The organism is Prevotella falsenii DSM 22864 = JCM 15124 (genome assembly GCF_000613945.1).
Classification (GTDB): Bacteria; Bacteroidota; Bacteroidia; order Bacteroidales; family Bacteroidaceae; genus Prevotella; species Prevotella falsenii.
The window spans coordinates 16,669-36,516 of the sequence record NZ_BAJY01000026.1; the positions used below are offsets into that span (position 1 = coordinate 16,669).

Sequence of the window (19,848 nt, forward strand, 5' to 3'; positions counted from 1 at the left end):
TACGCTTTTGCAACGCGAAACAATAGGTTTTGTAATGCGCTGATGCAGAGGTTGTTACGCAAGAGTTATGCTTGCGAAAAATGTTTACATGTTTATTGCCTTTTTTCGTTCTTTTTTCGTTCTTCGAAAAGTGTGTTTTTGTTTGTTTTCAACAATGTTATGCAGCAGCATTGTTTATTTTTTACCGAACTTACTCAACCATTTTAATGGTTTCTTTATTAACGATTTGAGTCCGCTTTCTGATTTTCTTGTTGCCGGCATATCGTCTTTTATGTCGTATTTCGTGCTCCTTTGAGGTTTGTTGTCCTCTATTGGGCGTTGCTTTTTCTTATTTCTCCTTTTGTTGGATTTGGCTGATTTGACTTCGGCTGCTTGGTTCGCATTCTTGCGCTGCTGCCCATTTTCTTCCTTTTTGCCGCTTGCCGACTTGGCGTTCCTATTGTTTCTTTGTCTTTGGTCTGCCTTGTTGGTTTCTTCCGCCTTCTTATTTTGAACTCTGTTTTGTTTGTCTTCCGTTACAGTAGTAGAAGGCTTTCTGTTGCGGCGGTTGTTTTTGCTTGCTTTTTCTCCACTCTGCTTTTTCTCTTCGCTGCTTTGTGCAGCAGCGTTGTTTGCTTCTTTGTCTGCAAATTCCTTATTGGCAGGCTGTTGTCGGGTGTTCTTTTTGTTGCTGCGAGTCTTCTTGTCTTTATGGCTTTGCTGGTCGCGGGCTTTTTTGCGACGTGCTTTTGCACTTGTGTTTCTTCTTGGCTTTCCCGTACTTTTATACTCAGGAGCTTCGCCCATTCCCTCCGGCAGTGGAACTTTTTCTACTTCTTTCTCCAAGAATTTCTCTATTTGTTGGAAGTAGTAAATATCGTCTTCGCTGATGAAAGTTATGGCAACTCCGTCGCGGTCGGCACGTGCTGTACGTCCAATCCGGTGCACATAATCTTCCGCATCGTGTGGCACGTCGTGGTTGATAACCATTGCAATGTCGTCAATGTCAATTCCTCTTGCCAAAATATCGGTAGCTACAAGTACATCTATCTGCCCGCTCTTGAACTTGAACATCATTTCGTCGCGTTGCGCTTGGTCTAAATCGGAGTGCATCTGACCGCAATTTATCTTCTTCTGATTGAGCGATAAAGCTATTTGCTTTACTTTTTGCTTTGAGCCTGAGAAGATTATGACGCGTTGAAGGTTGCCCGACTTGAAGATGTCTTTCACGATTTCCATCTTCTGGGTCTCATGGCAGACGTATGCTATTTGGTGTATTTTCTCGGCAGGCTTGCTGACTGCAAGTTTAATGACAGAAGGATTGTTGAGCAAAGTCTGTGCAAGCTCTTCTATCTTCTGCGGCATTGTTGCCGAGAACATAATTGTCTGGCAGGTTTTAGGAAGTTTTTTCTGAATGGTTAGAATATCGTCTGCAAATCCCATATCCAACATTCTGTCAGCCTCATCGAGTATGAAGAAACTGAGTTTGGAAAGGTCTACATTTCCTAAAGATATGTGTGAGATGAAGCGTCCCGGAGTAGCGATAATGACATCAGCACCCAACGACAGGCTTTTTAGTTCTTGATCGTAGCGGTTTCCATCGTTTCCTCCATAAACAGCAACGCACGAAACACCGTTTAAATAGTACGAAAAGCCTTGAAAGGCTTGGTCTATTTGCTGGGCTAATTCGCGGGTTGGCGACATAATCAAACAGTTTATGGCGTCTTCAGGATAGCCTCCATCGGCAAGTTTCGAGAGTACCGGAAGCAAGTAGGCGGCAGTTTTGCCCGTTCCCGTTTGCGCTACTCCCAAAATATCTTTACCTTTTAATATTTCCGGAATACATTTTTCCTGAACAGGAGTGCATTGCTCGAAGTGCATATCGTAAAGTGCATCGAGTATATCGTCATTTAAATCTAAACTTTCAAAATCCATATTGTTTTGTTTTTCCCCTTCTCGCAAAGGGTGTTCTTTTATTTATTCTTTATTTATTAGTTAGGTGCGTGGCGGTAGCAGAAGTATGCTATCGCTGCAAAAATTATATTTGGAATCCATGCTGCCAATATAGGCGGCGTGTTTGCATTGATGGCAAAAGTAGATGAAACGGTTTGCAAAAGAATGTAGCTCACACTTAATGCAAGACCGATGCCAAGATACATTCCCATTCCACCTTTTCGTTTGCGCGATGATAGCGATAAACCAATAATCGTCAGGACGAACGATGAAAACGACATTGCTATGCGCTTGTGGTATTCCACCTCGTATTGCACTACATTTTTAGAGCCTCTACTGGTTTGTTTGGAAATGTAGTCGAGCAGTTCGGGCGAAGTAAACGTTTCTTGTTGTCCTTTTGAATAGACCAAATCGGTAGGTTCCATCATGATAACGGTGTCCATTTCGGCTCCTGTTGTAATGTGTTCTTTCAACCCTTTCAACTTTCTGATTTTCCAATTCGATATTTTCCAATGATACTTTGCATCGGCAATCGTGTCGTATTGTATCTCGCTTGCTGTTAAATGGTCTATAAGTTTGTTGCCCTCGAATTTATCTAACGAAAAGCCATAGCCTCGTTTGTATTTGTCGTCATAGTTCTGTATGTAAGCCACAGTGTTCTCAGCAACTTTCAATTGCACATTTTCGGCAGCTGTATTCTTTTTGGAATTAAGATAGAGGGACTTGAAATTTAGGCGTATCACTGTCCCGTGTGGTATAACAAAACTATTTAAGTAGTAAGTTAAACCTGCTATCAGTACACACGAAATCATATAGGGGCGCATCAAACGGTTGAACGAGACGCCCGCTGCAAGCATGGAAATAATTTCAGAATTGCCTGCTAACTTCGATGTGAAGAATATTACGGCGATGAAAACAAACAGGGGAGAGAAGAGATTGGAATAGTATGGAACGAAGTTGCATAGTAATCGAAGATGATGGCACGCCAAGGGGCTTGATATTCGGTAAGTTTCGATAAGTTCTCGTTAAAGTCGAATATTATCGCAATGGAGATAATGAGAATTATAGAAAATATGTAAGTTCCTATAAACTTCTTAATGATGTACCAATCTAATAAGCCGACAAGATGTTTTGGGTGAAGGAAAGGCAGATGATTTTTTAACCATTTCAAAGCATTGATTGCAGTTGTTGTGAGTTGGAGATGTTTCAGGTTCTCCAACTTATTGGCTGCAATGTTTGTTATCTTGTTGAATTGATTTCTCATCTAATACTATTATAAACGTCGTCCTAACTTTTCAATGACGGAAGATTTCCACTGTGTGAAGTCTCCTTTTTCTATATGAGTGCGTGCATCGGTAACAAGACGAAGATAAAAAGCAAGATTATGAATACTTGCAATTTGCATTGCGAGTAACTCGCCTGCTTTAAATAAATGGTGCAAATAGGCTTTCGATGTTATTACATCAATATCGCAGCCGTCGGCATCTACCGGAGAGAAGTCGCTTTCCCATTTTTTATTGCGCATATTCATTGTACCCTCGTAGGTGAAAAGCATTGCGTTGCGTCCATTTCTGGTTGGCATAACACAATCGAACATATCTACGCCACGTTCAATTCCTTCGAGAATGTTTTGCGGAGTGCCTACCCCCATTAAGTAACGAGGTTTGTCTTTGGGCAGAATATCGTTTACGATTTCTATCATTTCATACATCACCTCGGTGGGTTCGCCTACTGCAAGCCCGCCAATGGCATTACCGTCAGCCCCTTTGTCGGCTACAAATTTTGCTGCTTCTGTCCGTAAGTCTTTGTAAGTACACCCTTGCACAATTGGGAAGAGGCTTTGTTTGTATCCATATAACGGTTCTGTTTCATTGAAACGCTTGAGGCAGCGGTCTAACCAGCGTTGTGTTAAGCCCAGACTGCGCTTTGAATATGCGTAATCGCTATTGCCCGGAGGACATTCATCGAAAGCCATTATAATGTCAGCACCTATAATACGCTGTGTGTCCATAACGTTTTCAGGTGTGAATATATGTTTAGAACCGTCGATATGACTTCTAAATTGGCAGCCTTCTTCTGAAAGTTTACGAATGCCGGTTAGTGAAAACACTTGGAAACCACCGGAGTCTGTTAGTATCGGACGAGCCCAACCGTTGAATTTGTGCAATCCGCCGGTAGCTTTCAGTACTTCTAATCCCGGGCGTAAATACAGATGATAAGTATTACCAAGTATGATTTGCGCCTTAACTTGTTCCACAAGTTCAGAGAAATGAACTCCTTTAACCGTGCCCGCAGTACCAACGGGCATAAAGATAGGTGTCTTTATTTGTCCGTGGTCTGTAGTTATCAAACCTGTTCGTGCATCACTTGCGTTGTCGGTACATTGAAGCTCAAATGTCATTCTGCGTTGTTCTTTATTATTTCTTCTTTGATTGTAAAATCAATAGGATTGGCAACAAGCTCGTCTGTTAATGCAAAATCCCATACTTGTTGTATGTTTTCTACATAATGAAACTCTACACCTTTGCGATACTTTTCCGGAATTTCCTCAATATCCTTGCGATTTTCCTTGCACATTATAATATCGGTAATGCCGGCTCGCTTGGCTGCAAGTATCTTTTCCTTGATACCGCCAACAGGAAGCACTTTGCCGCGAAGGGTTATTTCGCCTGTCATTGCTGTGTTCTTTCTAACTTTGCGCTGTGTTAATGCCGAAGCGATACTTGTTGCAATGGTGATGCCGGCAGAAGGACCGTCCTTCGGAGTTGCTCCTTCCGGAACATGGATATGTATGTTCCATTGGTCGAAGATGCGATAATCTACCTTTAACGCTTCGATATGTGCCTTCACATATTCAAGAGCAATAATTGCAGACTCTTTCATAACATCGCCAAGGTTGCCGGTCAGTGTCAGCTTTCCTGCTTTTCCTTTTGACAATGATGTTTCGATGAATAGTATTTCTCCTCCGACGCTTGTCCAAGCCAGCCCCGTAACAACTCCCGCATAGTCGTTGCCTTGATATATATCGCGATAGAAGGGAGGCTTTCCAAGCAAGCCTTCCAATTCTACAGGGGTAATCTTATCGTATGGCAGTGCATCGTCTACCGCTTGTTTGTATGCCAACTTACGCAACGATTTGTTGATTTGCTTTTCCAGTTGTCGCACTCCGCTTTCCCGTGTATAACTTTCTATTATCTTTTCTAAAGCAGGTTTACTGAACTTTAGTTTCGGATTGGATATGTCTAAACCTGTATTTGAAAGTTCTTTGGGGAATAAATGGCGTTTTGCTATTTCTATTTTCTCTTCCGTAATGTAGCCTGAAACTTCGATAATCTCCATACGGTCGAGCAATGGCTTCGGTATGGCGTTAATGTCGTTGGCTGTTGCCAAGAACAGAACCTTTGAAAGGTCGTAGTCTATGTCGAGATAGTTATCGTGGAATGCATTGTTTTGTTCAGGGTCGAGAACCTCCAATAAGGCAGATGCGGGGTCGCCGTTGATGGTATTCTGTGTTACCTTGTCGATTTCATCAAGAATAAACACAGGATTAGATGAACCTGCCTTTTGTATATTTTTTATGATACGCCCCGGCATGGCTCCTATATATGTACGGCGATGACCGCGTATTTCCGATTCGTCGTGCAGTCCTCCCAACGACATACGCACATACTTGCGCTTCATAGATTCGGCAATACTTTTCCCAAGACTTGTTTTTCCTACTCCCGGAGGACCGTATAAGCAGAGAATAGGCGATTTCAGACTGCCTCTCAGTTTAAGTACAGCCATATATTCGAGAATACGTTCCTTTACTTTTTCCATTCCGTAATGGTCGCGGTCAAGTACTTTCCGGGCACGCTTCAAGTCCAAATCGTCTTTGGTAAATTCATTCCAAGGAAGATTTACCATTGTTTGCAGATAGTTTATCTGCACGCTATAATCAGGACTTTGCGGATTTAGCGTATTTAGCTTGTCGAGTTCCTTTTGGAAAACCTTTGCCGTTTCTTCCGACCATTTCTTTTGGGCAGCCTTTTTGACAAGCTCTTTCTTTTCAGGTGTACCATCACCGTCTCCCAGTTCTTCTTGAATATTCTTTATTTGCTGATGCAGGAAATATTCCCGTTGCTGTTCGTCAAGGTCTTCGCGTGTTTTAGAGCGTATGTTTTGACGAAGATGTTGGAATTGAATTTCTCTATTCAATATCTTCATCAGTCGGAACAAGCGGTCTTTTATAGAGTCTTCTTCCAACAAGTGCATCTTGTCCGAAACGCTGAATGGCATATTTGCACAAACATAATTAACCGAAACCACAGAGTTTGTTATGTTGTCAAGTGCAAATTGCGAGTCGTCAGGAATGTCATCGCTACCTTGTATGTATTCCTTTGCGGTTATTTTCATATCGTTTACCGCCGTAACGAATTCATTGTCGTTTTTGTCTGCTTGTTCGTCAGGTAGGGCGTGCGTTTTACCCACCATGTATGGAAGTTCCGATGTGATTTCATCGAGCTGACAACGGCCTAATCCTTGAAGAATAGCTGTTCTGTTTTCACCATTCATTGACCCCGGCATATCAAACACGCGTACGAGTCTTGCATATATACCGGTGTGATATAAGTCTTTCTCTTCAGGTTCGTCGATATTGCCATCTTTCTGACTGATTACCGCAAAAATAGTTTCAGGGTGCTTTTCCAAATACTTCACCAAAGTCAAAGTAGTTTTACGCCCCACCAACACCGGCATTAAAATGCCCGGAAACATAACAAGATTGCGGGTTATGAAAACAGGAACTTCGCCATCAACTTTTATATTAAAGTCCGGTAAGTCTCCTTCGTAGTCAGCAAACATTTGTATCGAATTATTTTGTTTCATTGAAAATCCATTAATCCTTTTGATGTGCAAAATTACTAAATAAAAATAAGATGGGCAATATTTCTTTTATCTTTAATCTTAATAATGCCTAACTGATGGAAGTTTACAGAGTTGATGGTTCTGTGCGAAACTAACGTTGGTTCGATACACGAAAGCTGTTGGGCAGGCTATCTCGCAGATATTTTTAAGCAAATTCTCTGATGAAACCGGGAGAGATTTTCGGTTTGATTTTGTAAAGATAATTCTGTTAAAAAGTGATATAATCGCTTTGGCGTTGCGAAACCGTAGGTTTTACAACGCAAAACCTACGCTTTTACCGTGCAAAACCTACGGTTTTGGAATGCAAAACAATAGGTTTTGTAATGCGCTGATGATGAGATAGTTAGACGATAGATATTGTTGCGAAAAATATTTACGTTTTTATAGCCTTTTTTTCGTTATTTTCTCGTTCCTCGAAAGGTGTGTTTTCTCGTCATGGCAATGCTTAAATAAATTTGGCATTGTTCGTTTGGCTGAACGAAAACGTTCATGAATAACGCGAGTCCGGTATAAGAATTTAAGGTCGGATATGCTTCTCTTCTTTCTGATTATAAGCATATTAAATCACCATCAGCTTTTTCTTTAAGCAACTTAATAAGCAATATACCGGCATAATTCTTATGCCGAACTCACGTTTTATTAACGTTTTTGCGTAACTTTGCACCATTATGAGTAAAGGTAAGTTACAGAAATTTGCAGAAATGGAGACATTTAAGAATGTTTTCCAATATCCATACGGGGTAATGAGCGAAGTGCTTTTCGAGATGAAAGGGCATTGGTGCGAACGGTATTTCCACAACGATAATCCCATTGTCTTGGAACTGGGGTGCGGAAAAGGCGAATATACCGTAGGGTTGGCACGCCTCTATCCGAACATCAACTTCATCGGGGTAGACATAAAAGGCGCAAGAATGCACACGGGTGCAAAGCAAGCACTGGACGAAAAACTTCCCAATGTAGCCTTCTTGCGAACAAACATCGAAATTATAGATCGCTTTTTTGCCGCCAACGAGGTGCAGGAAATATGGCTCACGTTCTCCGACCCGCAAATGAAGAACCCACGCAAACGCCTGTCGTCCACATTCTTCCTGAACCGTTACCGCAATTTCCTGACCGATGGAGGAGTGATACATCTGAAAACCGACTCGAACTTCCTTTTCACCTATACCACCTATCTTGTAGAGAAAAATATGCTGCCCTTGCTGTTCCGTACCGAAGACCTGTATGCCAACGAAACCAACGGCGTGCAATCGGCAGAGTTAGACCATCGCACAAAAGAAATTCTCGGCATACACACCTACTATGAAAACCAATGGATAGAACGCGGACTGAACATTAAGTACATGAAATTCCGGCTACCACGCGAGGGCGAACTCACCGAACCGGACATAGAAATCGAACTCGACGATTACCGCTCTTTCAAACGCACAAAGCGCAGTGGCAAGGAAACCGCAAAGTAAAACTTGTTTTTAAAAGATATGGTAGCGGATAAACAGCAAATAACTTGTACCTTTAAATAAATAAGGTATAAGCAAAGTAAACGTGTCTTCTTGCTGCCGGCACACGCCACAAGCGAACTATTGCAGGCATTCAAAGGCAAGGTATATGCCCATTGCAAACAGAATAAAAAAGCAGATTTTATAAAAAAAATACAGATATATTTGGAAGTTTGAATTTTAATACCTATATTTGCGGACGAACAACTAATAAAACAGTAGCACTAAGTTGCATTTTCTATTAACATTAGTAAGATAAACCAAAAAACAGTTACATTCATGAAGACAAGAAAAAAATATAGGAGCAGATATTCAACTTGATTTATTTGAAATGGTACATACAGAATTTAATGTCTGTGCCGAACTTAATCAAACGAATTGAAAGCTAAGGGTTATCCCACTTCCAAAGCGAAAAAAGATAATAGAGACAACCGTCTCACAATTGGCAGACCAACTCATGGTCTACCAAACACATAGTAAGATTACAAACGGTTTGTTCTTGCCAAAATTATTGGCAGGGTTAGTGCACTGACCGTTCTGCAATATGTGATTTATATCAATAAAAACCTATCGGTAGAATTAAGCATGCACTAAATTAGTTCTGCCAATGGATTAACCAAATGATCAGTAAAAGATGAAAAATGTTTTAAGGAAAATGTCTATCGCACTTTTGGCGATGGTATGTGGTGTCTCATCGATGCAGGCACAGAGTGTAAACATGGAACGCTACATCACACTGAATGTGAATAACGGAGCAACCATACAGCTGCGGTTTTGTTCCGATGCTGCCGATACCAAAATAAAAGTGGTAACCGGCGAGAGCGAGAATACCCTTACGATAGGTAACGACTGGACCGATGTTCGAAGCTATACAGCCAAAGCAAATACTTTGACTGTATATGGTGATGTTTCTAAATTCAACTGCAGTGCCAATTTAAAAGGCGTTACCGGTGTAGACGCAAGCCACAATGAACCTTTGCAAGAACTCGTCTGCTCTCGCAATAACATTACTTCGCTTGATATAAGCAAGAATACAGAACTTACGGTTTTGACTTGTAACAACTGTCAGCTTACTTCGCTCGACCTAACACAAAACACGAAGTTAGTAAAGTTGGACTGTAAGGAAAATGCTTTGACGTCGCTTGATGTTAGCAAGAACAAACAATTGGGCTGGCTGAATTGTTTCGGGAACGCCATCACTTCCCTTGACCTAACCAACAATACCGAATTGGAGTCTCTCTTTTGCTTCAGAAACGCTATTACCAAGTTGGATGTCAGCAAAAAACGAAAAATTAATATTTCTAAGTTGTCATACGAACAAACTTACTTCGCTTGACGTAAGCAAAAATATAAAATTGAAAAACCTTGGTTGTCACACCAACAAAATATCTTCACTTGATGTTACTAATAACAAGGAACTGACGAGTTTGGATTGCTATGAAAATGCTCTAACCTCACTTGACATTACTAAAAATAAGGAATTAACATATTTAGATTGCGCTAACAACTCTCTTACAACACTTGATGTAAGCTACAATGACGAATTGAAGATATTCAATTTCTTTGCAAATAAATTTAATACAGATGCCATTGATGCTATTTTCTGTGCGCTGCCCGACAGAACAGGAGAAGAAGCAGGCAAGGCACGTCCCCTATACAACGGTTCGTCTTCCGAGAGAACTCAAGTCCTTGCCGCTAATGACAAGAATGTAACCGTTAAGAACTGGAACGTTGAGTATTACGACGAAGGTACTGAAATCACAGGTTTCACGGGTACTCGCGAATGTGGAGGCGGAAGCGAGGTAAATATGTCTCGTTACATCACCATTACCGTGAAGAAGGACGCCGATATTAAACTCGACCTTATGGCAGACGCTGCTGACACAAAAGTAAAAGTAGTAAATGGAAGCGACGAACAGATTATAACCGTAAATAATGAGTGGACAGGTCCTAAACCTTATAATGCCAAAGCCGGAACCATAACCGTATATGGCAATATATGGCAATTCAACTGTAGCGACAACGCTGCAAATGTTACAGGGGTAGATGCAAGCAACAATGCAAAATTGCAGGTGTTGATATGCAATAACGATGCTATCTCTTCGCTCAACGTAAGTGGCAATACAGGTTTGATAGGTTTGTACTGCGTGGGGAATAAACTTACAACACTTGACATAAGCAAGAACCTGAATATGCAGAACCTTTATTGTTACGAGAACTCTCTTGCAACACTTGATGTAAGCAAAAACACGAACTTGGCATACTTGGATTGTCATTCTAATAAACTTACGGAACTCGACCTAAGTCATAATCTGAAGTTGGCTTCTCTGAATTGCCGTTCAAACAAACTAACTGCTCTTGACGTAAGCAACAATGAAGAATTGGAATGGCTGTATTGCTTCGAGAACTCTCTTACTAACCTTGATGTGAACAACAACTTGAAGTTAAATTCATTGTATTGCTATGGCAACAAGTTTACAAGTGCTGCTCTCGACAACCTTTATTGCTCTTTGCCCGATAGAAAGGGAGAAGCAATCATCGGATTGATGCAGCCTCTCCTTAATTCGTCATCACCCGATAAAGCCACAGTACTTGCAACCAACGGCAGCAATGCAGCTAACAAGAACTGGTTGATGTCTTATTATGAGGACGATTCTGAAATTACCGGCTTTACCGGCACACACAAATGTACAGACGGTATAGACCAAACGGAGGAGGCTACTTCTGATTTTACTGTCTATCCGAATCCGGTGAAAGATGTTCTTAAAATAACTTCTGACAAGCCTATCCACAGCATACGCATATACAATGCGTCCGGAGAAGAATTGCTCCACGCTACAGATACGAACAGCATCAACGTATCGCACCTGCCCACAGGCATTTATATGGTATATGTAGATGGCAAGGTAACGAGAATTATAAAAGAATAAACATACTGTCTTGAAATGCCCCCGAAAGTTTGAACCTAAAACTTTCGGGGGTTTTAGTACTTTGGGGTAGACACGAATATTTGTGTGTTTCCCTGACAATCCTACATAAGGCTGTTGGCTCATCGTGTTTTAGTGGACGCGAATAGGGGTGAAGGAGCAGTGGATATAAGGGGACGAAACGAACTGTAAGCACATGTCTGCACGAAAAAGGCACGCTATAAAGCGTGCCCGTGTCAAAAGAAATGATAATTAATGAAACATCAAAAAAGATGAATTAACCACATTGTATCAATGTGTAAACTGCCGCAACAGCCGGAAAGTTCGACGCTGCCTTGGTGGATTAACTACATTGTGTGAGTGTGTAAACTGCCGCAGCCGCCGTAAAGTTCGATGCAGCCTTGATGGATTAACCACATTGTATCAGTGCGTAAACTGCTTACTTCCAATTCTTGTATGTCATTTCGCTTTGTGTATCGAACTTCATATCCATGCCCATCATCTTTGTGGTAGCCTTTCCGCTTATGCTTTGCACCCAGCCGTTAGGCAAGAAAGTCAGGTTGTCGGTGCCATTGACGCTGATGTTTGCCATACCCATTGCCTTCATCTGTCCCCAGTTCGCTTCAATCTGAGAGGTTACTTCTTCGCCCATACCCATTTTCTTCATCTGGTCTATCATCATTTTCTTCACATCGTTTTCGGTCATATTGTCCTTCATGTTCGTTGTGATTACGGTGTTTCCGCCATTGTAGCCCACGGTGTAGGTTGAAGTAAGCTTCATGCTTTGCTTTATTCGGTCTTCCTTGCTGTTGGTTTTCAAGTCTTTGCCATAGTAGTAGAAGAAGGTGGTTTCGTTGAAGTTGTCTATGAGTGCCTTTTCTTCAAACTGTTGGCTGATAGCCATAAGGATTTTTGCTTTGGGCACAACCTCTTCCAGCATAGGATTTTTCTTGTATTGTTCCTCGATGTCGGCAATTGCAGCCTTGCTTCCTGCCGCTGCCACCTCGTCGAGATTAAGTATTTTTTCCACCTTTCCGTCGGTGTTGGTCTGCAACATCATCTTTACGCCTTTTAGATATTTGTTGCCCATAACCTGTGCTTGCTCGGCTACTTCCTTGTCGCCGTCAACGATAATATCGGTAATGTTGTATTCTATTTTGTAGCCATTGGCAGTCTTGTCGAGCACCACGTAGCGTGTGTTTTTAGTAATTGTAATCTTCTTTTTGCCTTGTCCCATGGGCAAGGTCATATCCATTTTCATCACATCTTTATAAATGGTGGTGTCGTTTTTGTTGAACTCCGCCTTTACAGTTGCCTGTGCGTCTGCTGTGAGCGTTGCGCCCAACATCAAGACTGATAGTAAGATTGTCTTCATTTCCTATTTTTTTATATTTTATTTATGGTATATTCGTTTTATTCTTATGTTTGTTTTCTTGCTTAGAAGTAAACCTCTTGTATGCCGTTTATGGAGATAGACTCCGTAGATTGGCAAGGGTCGAAGTTGGCAGGAATGTCGAATTTGGCGTTGGGCGAATAGTGCAACGACTTGTCGGCATACACCATTTGCATGTAGTAAGCCCATATAGGCAGTGCCATAGTAGCCCCCTGACCGAGCGAATTAGAGTCGAAGTGAATGTCGCGGTCTTCTCCGCCCACCCAGCAACCGTTTACAAGCTGGGGTGTGAAGCCCATGAACCAACCGTCGGAGTTGTTGTTGGTCGTACCTGTCTTGCCGCCAATCTCGCCCGTAAGGTTGTAATGGTAGCGCAAACGGCCGCCTGTTCCGCCCTGAATTACGGCTTGGAGCATGTCAAGCATCTTGAATGAGCTTTCTTCCGATATGACTTCGTTCATCAAAGGTTGGAATTTGGCTACCACGTTGCCGTGGCTGTCTTCTATTCTCGTAACGAAAAGAGGGGCACAGCGCACACCGTGGTTCACGAAAGTGGTGTATGCACTGCACATTTCGCCCACCGACAGTTCTGAAGGACCGAGGCATAGCACGGGCGAAGTGTTCTTGTCGATGTCCGGATTGTTCAGTCCGAAGTCGTGCAGGATATTCACGAACTGCGACGGACCGAGCAAATTGATGAGATAAGCCGAAATCCAGTTGTTCGATTGTTGCAGTCCCCAGCGCAGCGGAACCTGTTGTCCGTAGCGTGCCCTTGAGGTATTGCGGGGCTTCCAGTTGCCATACGCACGCTGAATGTTGGGCGCAGTGGTGCACGGCGTCATTCCGTTCTGCATGGCGAGCGCATAAAGGAAAGGCTTAATGGCAGAGCCACTTGGCGTCTGCCGCCCATTACCATGTCGTATTTAAAGTGGTCGTACTCTATTCCGCCCACGTAGGCTTTCACAGCACCTGTCCGTGCCTCCATGCTAAGGAAGGCTGCACGCAGGAAAGACTTATAGTAGCGAATGGAATCGATAGGCGTCATCAGCGTGTCCACGTTGCCGTGGTAGGTGAAGAGCGTCATTTCGTGCTTCGTCCGGAAGCTGCGTCGTATCTCGTCAGGCGTAGCTCCCTGTTCTTTCAGCCGCAAGTATCTCAGACTTTGGCGGCACGAGCGGTTGAGAATGGCTTTGATGGTGTTTCGCGAAATATTCGTTGAGAACGGTGCATTCCTTTTGTAGCGATTGGCACGGTTGAATTCAGCCTGCAGATAACCGCCGACATGCTTGCGCACAGCCTGCTCGGCATACTGTTGCATACGTGTGTCGAGGGTTGTGAAAATGCGCAGACCATCGGTATTTATGTCGTAGTTTTCGCCGTTTCTCTTTTTGTTTTTGTTGCACCAACCGAAGAGCGGGTCTTCTTCCCACGCAATGGAGTCGAGCACAAAATCGCGCATTCGCCACTCTTGATAGTTTTCTTTTTCGGGCTTTTTCTCCATCATATAGCGGCGTAAGAAGGCTTGGAAGTAGTCGCCGGATCCTTTTATGCTCTTTGATTTTGAGTATTTCAGCCCTAACGGTCGCTGTACAAGCTCGTTAAGCTCCTCCCGCGTAATGTAGCCTGACTTGCACATCTGTCCCAAAACTACGTTGCGGCGTGTGCGACAGCGTTCTTCGTAGCGCAGGGGGTTATACATGGAAGGATTCTGGCACAGTCCGATGAGGGTCGCAGCCTCCGTAATGGAAAGCTGTCGCGGCTCTTTGCTGAAGTAAATATTGGCTGCCCGCTTTATGCCGACGGCATTATGGAGATAGTCGAAGTAGTTTAGATACATCGCTATAATCTCTTCTTTCGTGAAGTGGCGTTCCAGTTTCACGGCAATAATCCACTCGATGGGTTTCTGCAATACACGTTCGAGCGTGCTGTGTGCCTTTTCCGAGAACACCTGCTTTGCCAATTGCTGCGTAATGGTTGAGCGCCGCCTGCCTTGTCGTGCCCCAATACGCCACGTTTCAGCACGGCACGAGCCAGCGCAATGAAGTCGATGCCCGAGTGTTCGTAAAATCTTTCGTCCTCGGTAGCTACCAAAGCGTGCACCAAATGAGGCGAAAGACTGTTGTAGTCTACTGCCACGCGGTTGGCATTGTCTTGGTTCCAAGTGCCAATGAGCTTACCGTCAGCCGAATATACCTGCGAAGCAAACTTGTCTACGGGGTTTGAAAGCTCTTCCATATCAGGCATATAGCCTATCCAACCGTTCCATACCGCCACGAAAAAGATAGTGGTGAAACTGATGATAAATATCAACAATGCCCAAAAAGTATGTACAAGATGTCTTCGCATTTTTATTATTGTTTATAAGTTGCAAAGATAACGCAAATAGATGAGAAGGCAAAATAAAAGTAGTGGGATTTTTTAAAGAACACCAACATATAGCATGAGTTCGGCATAAGAAAGCAGTTTACACAGGCTTTTTTACAGATGTTTTAAGCAAATTCTTTGATGAAACATCGAGCATTTTTCGGTTCAATATTGTAAAGATAATTCTCTTAAAAAACGATAATTGCGTTTTGGCTTTGCGAAACCGTAGGTTTTACGCTGCAAAACCTACGCTTTTACCGTGCAAAACCTACGGTTTTGGAATGCAAAACAATAGGTTTTGCAAAGCGTTGGTAGTAAGATAGTTACGCGATAGTTACGCTTGCGAAAAATATTTACACATTTATTGCCTTTTTTCTTTCTTTTCCCGTTCCTCGAAAAGTGCGTTTTCTCATCATGGCAATGCTTAAATAAATTTATCATTGCTCGTTTGGCGGAACGAAAACGTTCTTTTCTCGTTCCTCGAAAAGTGCGTTTCTTGCCATGGCAATGCTTAAATAAATTTGGCATTGCTCGTTTGGCGGAACGAAAACGTTCTTAAACAACATAAGTTCGGCGTAAGTATTTGCGGACGAACATACTTCACTCATTTTAAATAATAGGCTTCTTTAAATACCTTATAAATAAGCAGTTGTTGGCATAATTCCTACATCGAACGCACGAACATATAGATATTTTCTTTTATAAAAGTTCTTCAATAGAAAATATTTGCGTACCTTTACGCTCGAAAACGACCAACTCAACACAATACAATGGAGAAACAGAACTTTGTGAACATTCAGGATTTGGATAAGGAACAACTTCTCTACCTTATTCAAATGGCTCAGGAATTTGAGAAATATCCTAATCGCGAGTTACTAAAAGGTCGCATAATAGCGACTCTGTTTTACGAACCGTCCACCCGTACACGCCTTAGTTTCGAGACGGCTGCCAATCGTTTGGGGGCAAAAGTCATAGGTTTTACCGATGCAAAGGCATCAAGCGTGAGCAAAGGCGAAACTTTAAAAGACACCATACTGATGGTGGCGAACTACGCCGACACCATCGTGATGCGCCATTACATAGAAGGCGCAGCGCAATACGCATCGGAAGTGTCGCCCGTGCCCATCGTGAATGCAGGCGACGGTGCCCACCAGCACCCCTCGCAGTGCTTGCTCGACCTCTACACCATCAATCAAACGCAGGGCACATTGGAGAATTTGAACATCTATCTCGTAGGCGACCTTAAATACGGACGCACCGTTCACTCGCTCTTGATGGCGATGCGCCACTTCAATCCTACCTTCCACTTCATTGCACCTGCCGAACTTGCCATGCCCGAAGAGTATAAAATATTCTGCAAGCAGCACGGTATTCGATACACAGAGCAGGAGAATTTCACCCCCGAAGCCATTGCAGGAGCCGACATATTATATATGACGCGCGTGCAAAAGGAACGTTTCTCCGACCTTATGGAATACGAACGTGTGAAGAATGTCTACATTCTGCACAACGATATGTTGCACCTTGCAAAGCCCAATATGCGCATATTGCACCCCTTGCCTCGCGTGAACGAAATAGCATACGACGTAGATACCAACCCGCATGCCTACTATATACAGCAAGCTAAGAACGGACTTTTCGCACGCGAAGCCATTTTTGCCTACTGCCTCGGTATAGGAATGGACGAAGTGAAAGCCGATACAACGATAATAAAATAACGAGATTATGGAAATGAACAAGAAAGAACGATTGGTTGCCGCCATCGAAAACGGCACTGTAATCGACCATATACCCGCAGAAAAGACCTTTCAAGTGGTCAATCTTCTCGAACTTCAGAACCTTTCAACCCCCGTTACCATTGGCTACAACTTCAGTTCTTCCAAGGTAGGGTGCAAGGGAATCATCAAGGTAAGCGACAAGTTTTTCACCGACGACGAAATATCTCGCCTCTCGGTAGTTGCGCCCAACATCATCTTGAACATCATTCGCGACTACGAAGTGGTAGAGAAAAAGCAAGTCATAACGCCCGACGAACTGCGCGGAATCGTGAAATGCAACAATCCGAAGTGCATCACCAACAACGAGCCGGCACCTACAATATTCAACGTAGTAGACAAGGCAGCCGGCATATTGAAGTGCCATTACTGCGACAAGGAGCAACAAATGGACAACGTGGAGCTGTGTTAGATTAAAAGAGACGTAAGAAACAAAGTTTATGGAATATAAGGAAAAGGCAATAAGAGGCATAGTCGCATCGTACGTTAAGGCTTATGCGGCAGGCTTTTCTGATAGACATATATCTGAAAAAGATGATGAGGACGGTGTCATTAATATGAAAATACATAATCCTTTTATTGCTGCGTTGGGTAGTGAGATACAGTATTATTCTGCTTTAGCACGTTCGCTTGACAGCTCTTTAGGGAGTATGCTGGAAAAAATGGCTATACAAATAGCAGAGCTACATTATAAAGTGAGCCAACATGTTGAAGGTAAATTATACAAACCGCAAATTGATTATATTGCAGAATTGTTAGAATCATATAAGAACCATACCCGTATTCCGAAGCTTTCCGACTATAAAGGCATCTCTAAAAGAGTAGGTAATGTACATACAAAGCGGCACGAAAGCGATTATTATTTGATAGACGAAGAGAGTAATGCACATTATCTTATAGAACTAAAGATAGGTGGAGACCTTGATAATAAGAAAGCACGTTCTGAGAAAGAATCTTTATTGGAACAATATTGCATTCTTACTAACGAGTTGGGAAATGAAGAACAAGTAACCATTCTCTTTGCTACAGCCTATAATCGTTACGGAGAAGGCAAACCATGGACGCAGGGACGTGTTCGCCAATTTTTTGCAAACGAAGAGTTATGTATAAGCAAAGACTTTTGGAACTTTGTCTGTAAATCCGACGATGGCTATAATGTTGTAATTGATGAATATAGAAAAAATGCCCATTTCATAGTTGAAGCCTTAAACAAAATAAAAGAGGTGTATTTATAATGGATATAAAAAAATGGCGAAAGAGTCTTATTTGTGCTGACAGTAAAGATATTATAAAACGAATTCCAGACAACTCCATAGACTTTATATTAACCGATCCTCCCTATAATTTAGGACAGTTTTCAACAGGAAATATTCCACTTCCCGGCCGTTCGGCAATGAATAATGATGTGGCAGAATGGGATAAAATAGACTTTAATCCGGAAGAGTGGGCAGACGAGTTTTGTCGAATAATAAAGCCAAACGGCAACATTTTATCTTTACATCATACAATCAGTTGGGCAGATGGTATAATTGTTTTGATAAAAAGTTCGATACAACCAACTTCATGATATGGCATAAAACCAATCCCGCACCTAAAATATTCAAAGCAGGCTTCCTTAATAGTTGCGAAATGATATTTACTTGTTGGAATAAAAAACATACTTGGAACTTCATTTCGCAAAAGGAAATGCACAATTTCATAGAAACGCCTATCTGCATGCGTCCCGAACGCCTTGCCAATCCTAAGCATCCGGCGCAAAAACCTGTAAAGGTATTAGAGAAGCTGATACGTATTGCCAGTAATGAAGACGATATAATCTTCGACCCTTTTATGGGTGTTGGCTCTGTGGGAGTAGCTGCGATGAAACTAAAAAGGAAATTTATCGGTATAGAGATAGATGAAACATATTGTAAAGCTGCTGTTGCTCGTATTAATAAAGAACTTGAAATGAAAGAAAATAAGGCTGAATATGAAATTAGTTCAGAAACGGTTATGGTGAAAGAACCGGATTTTTCGTATATGCAAGAAGCTTGTGCGCCGTTGGATACAGTTGTACAGAAAACTGCACCTAAATGGATTATTGATATAGAAAGGTCTGTGAAAACCCCTGAAGAAAGTGTGAATGAAACCTTAACAACTCATAAGAGCAAGACAGATAAGTTGCGCCCATTGTTGAAATGGCCTGGTGGAAAAGAGAAAGAATTAAAGTATATTCTGCCATTATTGCCCGATTTTGAAAACTATTATGAACCGTTTGTTGGTGGAGGTTCGGTTTTTGCAGCAATGAAAGCCAAGAAATATTTTGTAAACGATAAGTCGGAAGCTCTTATTGGCATTTACAATGGCATAGCGAAAAGCGATGAACAGTTCTTCTTTTGGTTGGATAATATAAGTTCTACATGGAGGAATATGTTTCGTTTTGCGCAAGAAGAGATTGCTATAAAAACGGCTTATAAGAGTTATCGTACAGATGAGATAAACGAAACCGACCTGTTTTCTTTTCTGCAAAGCTACCTGTCTGATGTAAAGAAAACCAACACGTTCAGTCAATATATAGCCGATAGCTTTCATTGGCATAGGCAAGAGATGGAAGAAATATTTGAGAAAAACATAAAAGACAAGATGCGTCGAATGAAGAAAATAGAACTTGAGCGTGGCTTTTTGTCTGAAAACGATGTGCAAAAAAATATTGAAACTGCCTATATGAGCACGCTTTATACATATTTTCGCATGCTTTATAACGATAAGAAAATTGCATCTGAAACCCCGTCTTTGCACACAAGTCTCTTCCTGTTTTTACGTTATTACGCTTACAGCGGTATGTTTCGATATAACGACAAAGGCGAATTCAATGTTCCATACGGTGGAATGTCGTACAACAAGAAGTCGTTACAGAAAGAAATAGACTATTATAAGTCGGAGTCATTATTGGAGAAATTTCGCAGAACAACCGTATTCTGTTTGGATTTTGAGGAGTTTTTCTATAAGTTTAAACCCAAAGAAAATGATTTCATTTTTTTAGATCCGCCTTACGACAGCGATTTTTCTACTTACGA

General features: G+C 42.1%; 13 protein-coding genes and 2 pseudogenes. 8 read left to right on the plus strand and 7 right to left on the minus strand.

The window, feature by feature from the left end; translation table 11 throughout:
* Nucleotides 1-174 precede the first annotated feature (174 nt).
* The 4 genes and pseudogenes from JCM15124_RS09460 to lon all read right to left on the minus strand — a co-directional run bounded on the left by JCM15124_RS09460 (nucleotide 175) and on the right by lon (nucleotide 6,798).
* Nucleotides 175-1,914 (minus strand): DEAD/DEAH box helicase, encoded by a 1,740-nt coding sequence (locus JCM15124_RS09460; RefSeq protein WP_024999234.1) that lies wholly within the window; start codon nucleotides 1,912-1,914, stop codon nucleotides 175-177.
* 56 nt (nucleotides 1,915-1,970) lie between these two features.
* Nucleotides 1,971-3,196: pseudogene (locus tag JCM15124_RS13970) on the minus strand (LptF/LptG family permease).
* A 9-nt stretch (nucleotides 3,197-3,205) separates the two neighbouring features.
* Complete coding sequence (gene tgt, locus JCM15124_RS09470; RefSeq protein ID WP_024999235.1) at nucleotides 3,206-4,333, minus strand: tRNA guanosine(34) transglycosylase Tgt; 1,128 nt, start codon at nucleotides 4,331-4,333, stop codon at nucleotides 3,206-3,208.
* On the minus strand, nucleotides 4,330-6,798 hold the full coding sequence (lon, locus tag JCM15124_RS09475) for an endopeptidase La (protein WP_024999236.1): 2,469 nt from the start codon (nucleotides 6,796-6,798) through the stop codon (nucleotides 4,330-4,332). The genes tgt and lon overlap by 4 nt, the downstream gene beginning before the upstream one ends.
* 707 nt (nucleotides 6,799-7,505) lie before the next feature.
* Between lon and trmB the strand changes: the two genes are divergently transcribed.
* The 3 genes from trmB (at nucleotide 7,506) to JCM15124_RS14575 (ending at nucleotide 11,263) form a co-directional block, all read left to right on the plus strand.
* Nucleotides 7,506-8,297: a tRNA (guanosine(46)-N7)-methyltransferase TrmB gene (gene trmB, locus JCM15124_RS09485; RefSeq protein WP_024999238.1), complete on the plus strand. Its 792-nt coding sequence runs from the start codon at nucleotides 7,506-7,508 to the stop codon at nucleotides 8,295-8,297.
* 670 nt (nucleotides 8,298-8,967) lie between these two features.
* Entirely contained in the window at nucleotides 8,968-9,669 is a 702-nt protein-coding gene (locus JCM15124_RS09495; RefSeq protein WP_156930700.1) for a leucine-rich repeat domain-containing protein, read from the plus strand.
* 208 nt (nucleotides 9,670-9,877) lie between these two features.
* Nucleotides 9,878-11,263: a T9SS type A sorting domain-containing protein gene (locus tag JCM15124_RS14575; protein ID WP_198019135.1), complete on the plus strand. Its 1,386-nt coding sequence runs from the start codon at nucleotides 9,878-9,880 to the stop codon at nucleotides 11,261-11,263.
* 436 nt (nucleotides 11,264-11,699) lie between these two features.
* Here JCM15124_RS14575 and JCM15124_RS09505 read toward each other — a convergent pair whose 3' ends face one another.
* The 3 genes and pseudogenes from JCM15124_RS09505 to JCM15124_RS15960 all read right to left on the minus strand — a co-directional run bounded on the left by JCM15124_RS09505 (nucleotide 11,700) and on the right by JCM15124_RS15960 (nucleotide 15,625).
* Entirely contained in the window at nucleotides 11,700-12,635 is a 936-nt protein-coding gene (locus JCM15124_RS09505; protein ID WP_024999241.1) for a hypothetical protein, read from the minus strand.
* Nucleotides 12,636-12,697: 62 nt separating this feature from the next.
* Nucleotides 12,698-14,999: pseudogene (locus tag JCM15124_RS13985) on the minus strand (transglycosylase domain-containing protein).
* A gap of 455 nt (nucleotides 15,000-15,454) precedes the next feature.
* Nucleotides 15,455-15,625: a hypothetical protein gene (locus tag JCM15124_RS15960; protein WP_156930701.1), complete on the minus strand. Its 171-nt coding sequence runs from the start codon at nucleotides 15,623-15,625 to the stop codon at nucleotides 15,455-15,457.
* Between the two features lie 162 nt (nucleotides 15,626-15,787).
* Between JCM15124_RS15960 and pyrB the strand changes: the two genes are divergently transcribed.
* The 5 genes from pyrB to JCM15124_RS16205 all read left to right on the plus strand — a co-directional run.
* On the plus strand, nucleotides 15,788-16,735 hold the full coding sequence (gene pyrB / locus JCM15124_RS09520; protein ID WP_024999242.1) for an aspartate carbamoyltransferase: 948 nt from the start codon (nucleotides 15,788-15,790) through the stop codon (nucleotides 16,733-16,735).
* A 13-nt stretch (nucleotides 16,736-16,748) separates the two neighbouring features.
* Nucleotides 16,749-17,204, plus strand: a complete 456-nt coding sequence (gene pyrI, locus JCM15124_RS09525; RefSeq protein ID WP_024999243.1) for an aspartate carbamoyltransferase regulatory subunit — start codon at nucleotides 16,749-16,751, stop codon at nucleotides 17,202-17,204.
* Nucleotides 17,205-17,232: 28 nt separating this feature from the next.
* Complete coding sequence (locus tag JCM15124_RS09530) at nucleotides 17,233-18,027, plus strand: TdeIII family type II restriction endonuclease (protein WP_024999244.1); 795 nt, start codon at nucleotides 17,233-17,235, stop codon at nucleotides 18,025-18,027.
* Nucleotides 18,027-18,359, plus strand: coding sequence for a class I SAM-dependent methyltransferase (locus JCM15124_RS16200; protein WP_024999245.1), 333 nt, complete (start codon nucleotides 18,027-18,029; stop codon nucleotides 18,357-18,359). Before JCM15124_RS09530 ends, JCM15124_RS16200 begins: the two co-directional genes overlap by 1 nt.
* On the plus strand, nucleotides 18,305-19,848 hold a 1,544-nt coding region (locus tag JCM15124_RS16205; RefSeq protein ID WP_373277538.1), incomplete at its 3' end, for a DNA adenine methylase. The genes JCM15124_RS16200 and JCM15124_RS16205, both read left to right, overlap by 55 nt.

What these genes read in the sequence shown, in the direction of transcription:
- trmB (WP_024999238.1), top strand. Translation starts at nt 7,506, where the DNA reads ATGAGTAAAGGTAAGTTACAGAAATTTGCAGAAATGGAGACATTTAAG.
- JCM15124_RS09505 (WP_024999241.1), bottom strand. Translation starts at nt 12,635, where the DNA reads ATGAAGACAATCTTACTATCAGTCTTGATGTTGGGCGCAACGCTCACA.
- JCM15124_RS09460 (WP_024999234.1), bottom strand. Translation starts at nt 1,914, where the DNA reads ATGGATTTTGAAAGTTTAGATTTAAATGACGATATACTCGATGCACTT.
- JCM15124_RS09495 (WP_156930700.1), top strand. Translation starts at nt 8,968, where the DNA reads ATGAAAAATGTTTTAAGGAAAATGTCTATCGCACTTTTGGCGATGGTA.
- JCM15124_RS16200 (WP_024999245.1), top strand. Translation starts at nt 18,027, where the DNA reads ATGGATATAAAAAAATGGCGAAAGAGTCTTATTTGTGCTGACAGTAAA.
- tgt (WP_024999235.1), bottom strand. Translation starts at nt 4,333, where the DNA reads ATGACATTTGAGCTTCAATGTACCGACAACGCAAGTGATGCACGAACA.
- pyrB (WP_024999242.1), top strand. Translation starts at nt 15,788, where the DNA reads ATGGAGAAACAGAACTTTGTGAACATTCAGGATTTGGATAAGGAACAA.
- JCM15124_RS09530 (WP_024999244.1), top strand. Translation starts at nt 17,233, where the DNA reads ATGGAATATAAGGAAAAGGCAATAAGAGGCATAGTCGCATCGTACGTT.
- pyrI (WP_024999243.1), top strand. Translation starts at nt 16,749, where the DNA reads ATGAACAAGAAAGAACGATTGGTTGCCGCCATCGAAAACGGCACTGTA.
- JCM15124_RS15960 (WP_156930701.1), bottom strand. Translation starts at nt 15,625, where the DNA reads ATGAGTGAAGTATGTTCGTCCGCAAATACTTACGCCGAACTTATGTTG.
- lon (WP_024999236.1), bottom strand. Translation starts at nt 6,798, where the DNA reads ATGAAACAAAATAATTCGATACAAATGTTTGCTGACTACGAAGGAGAC.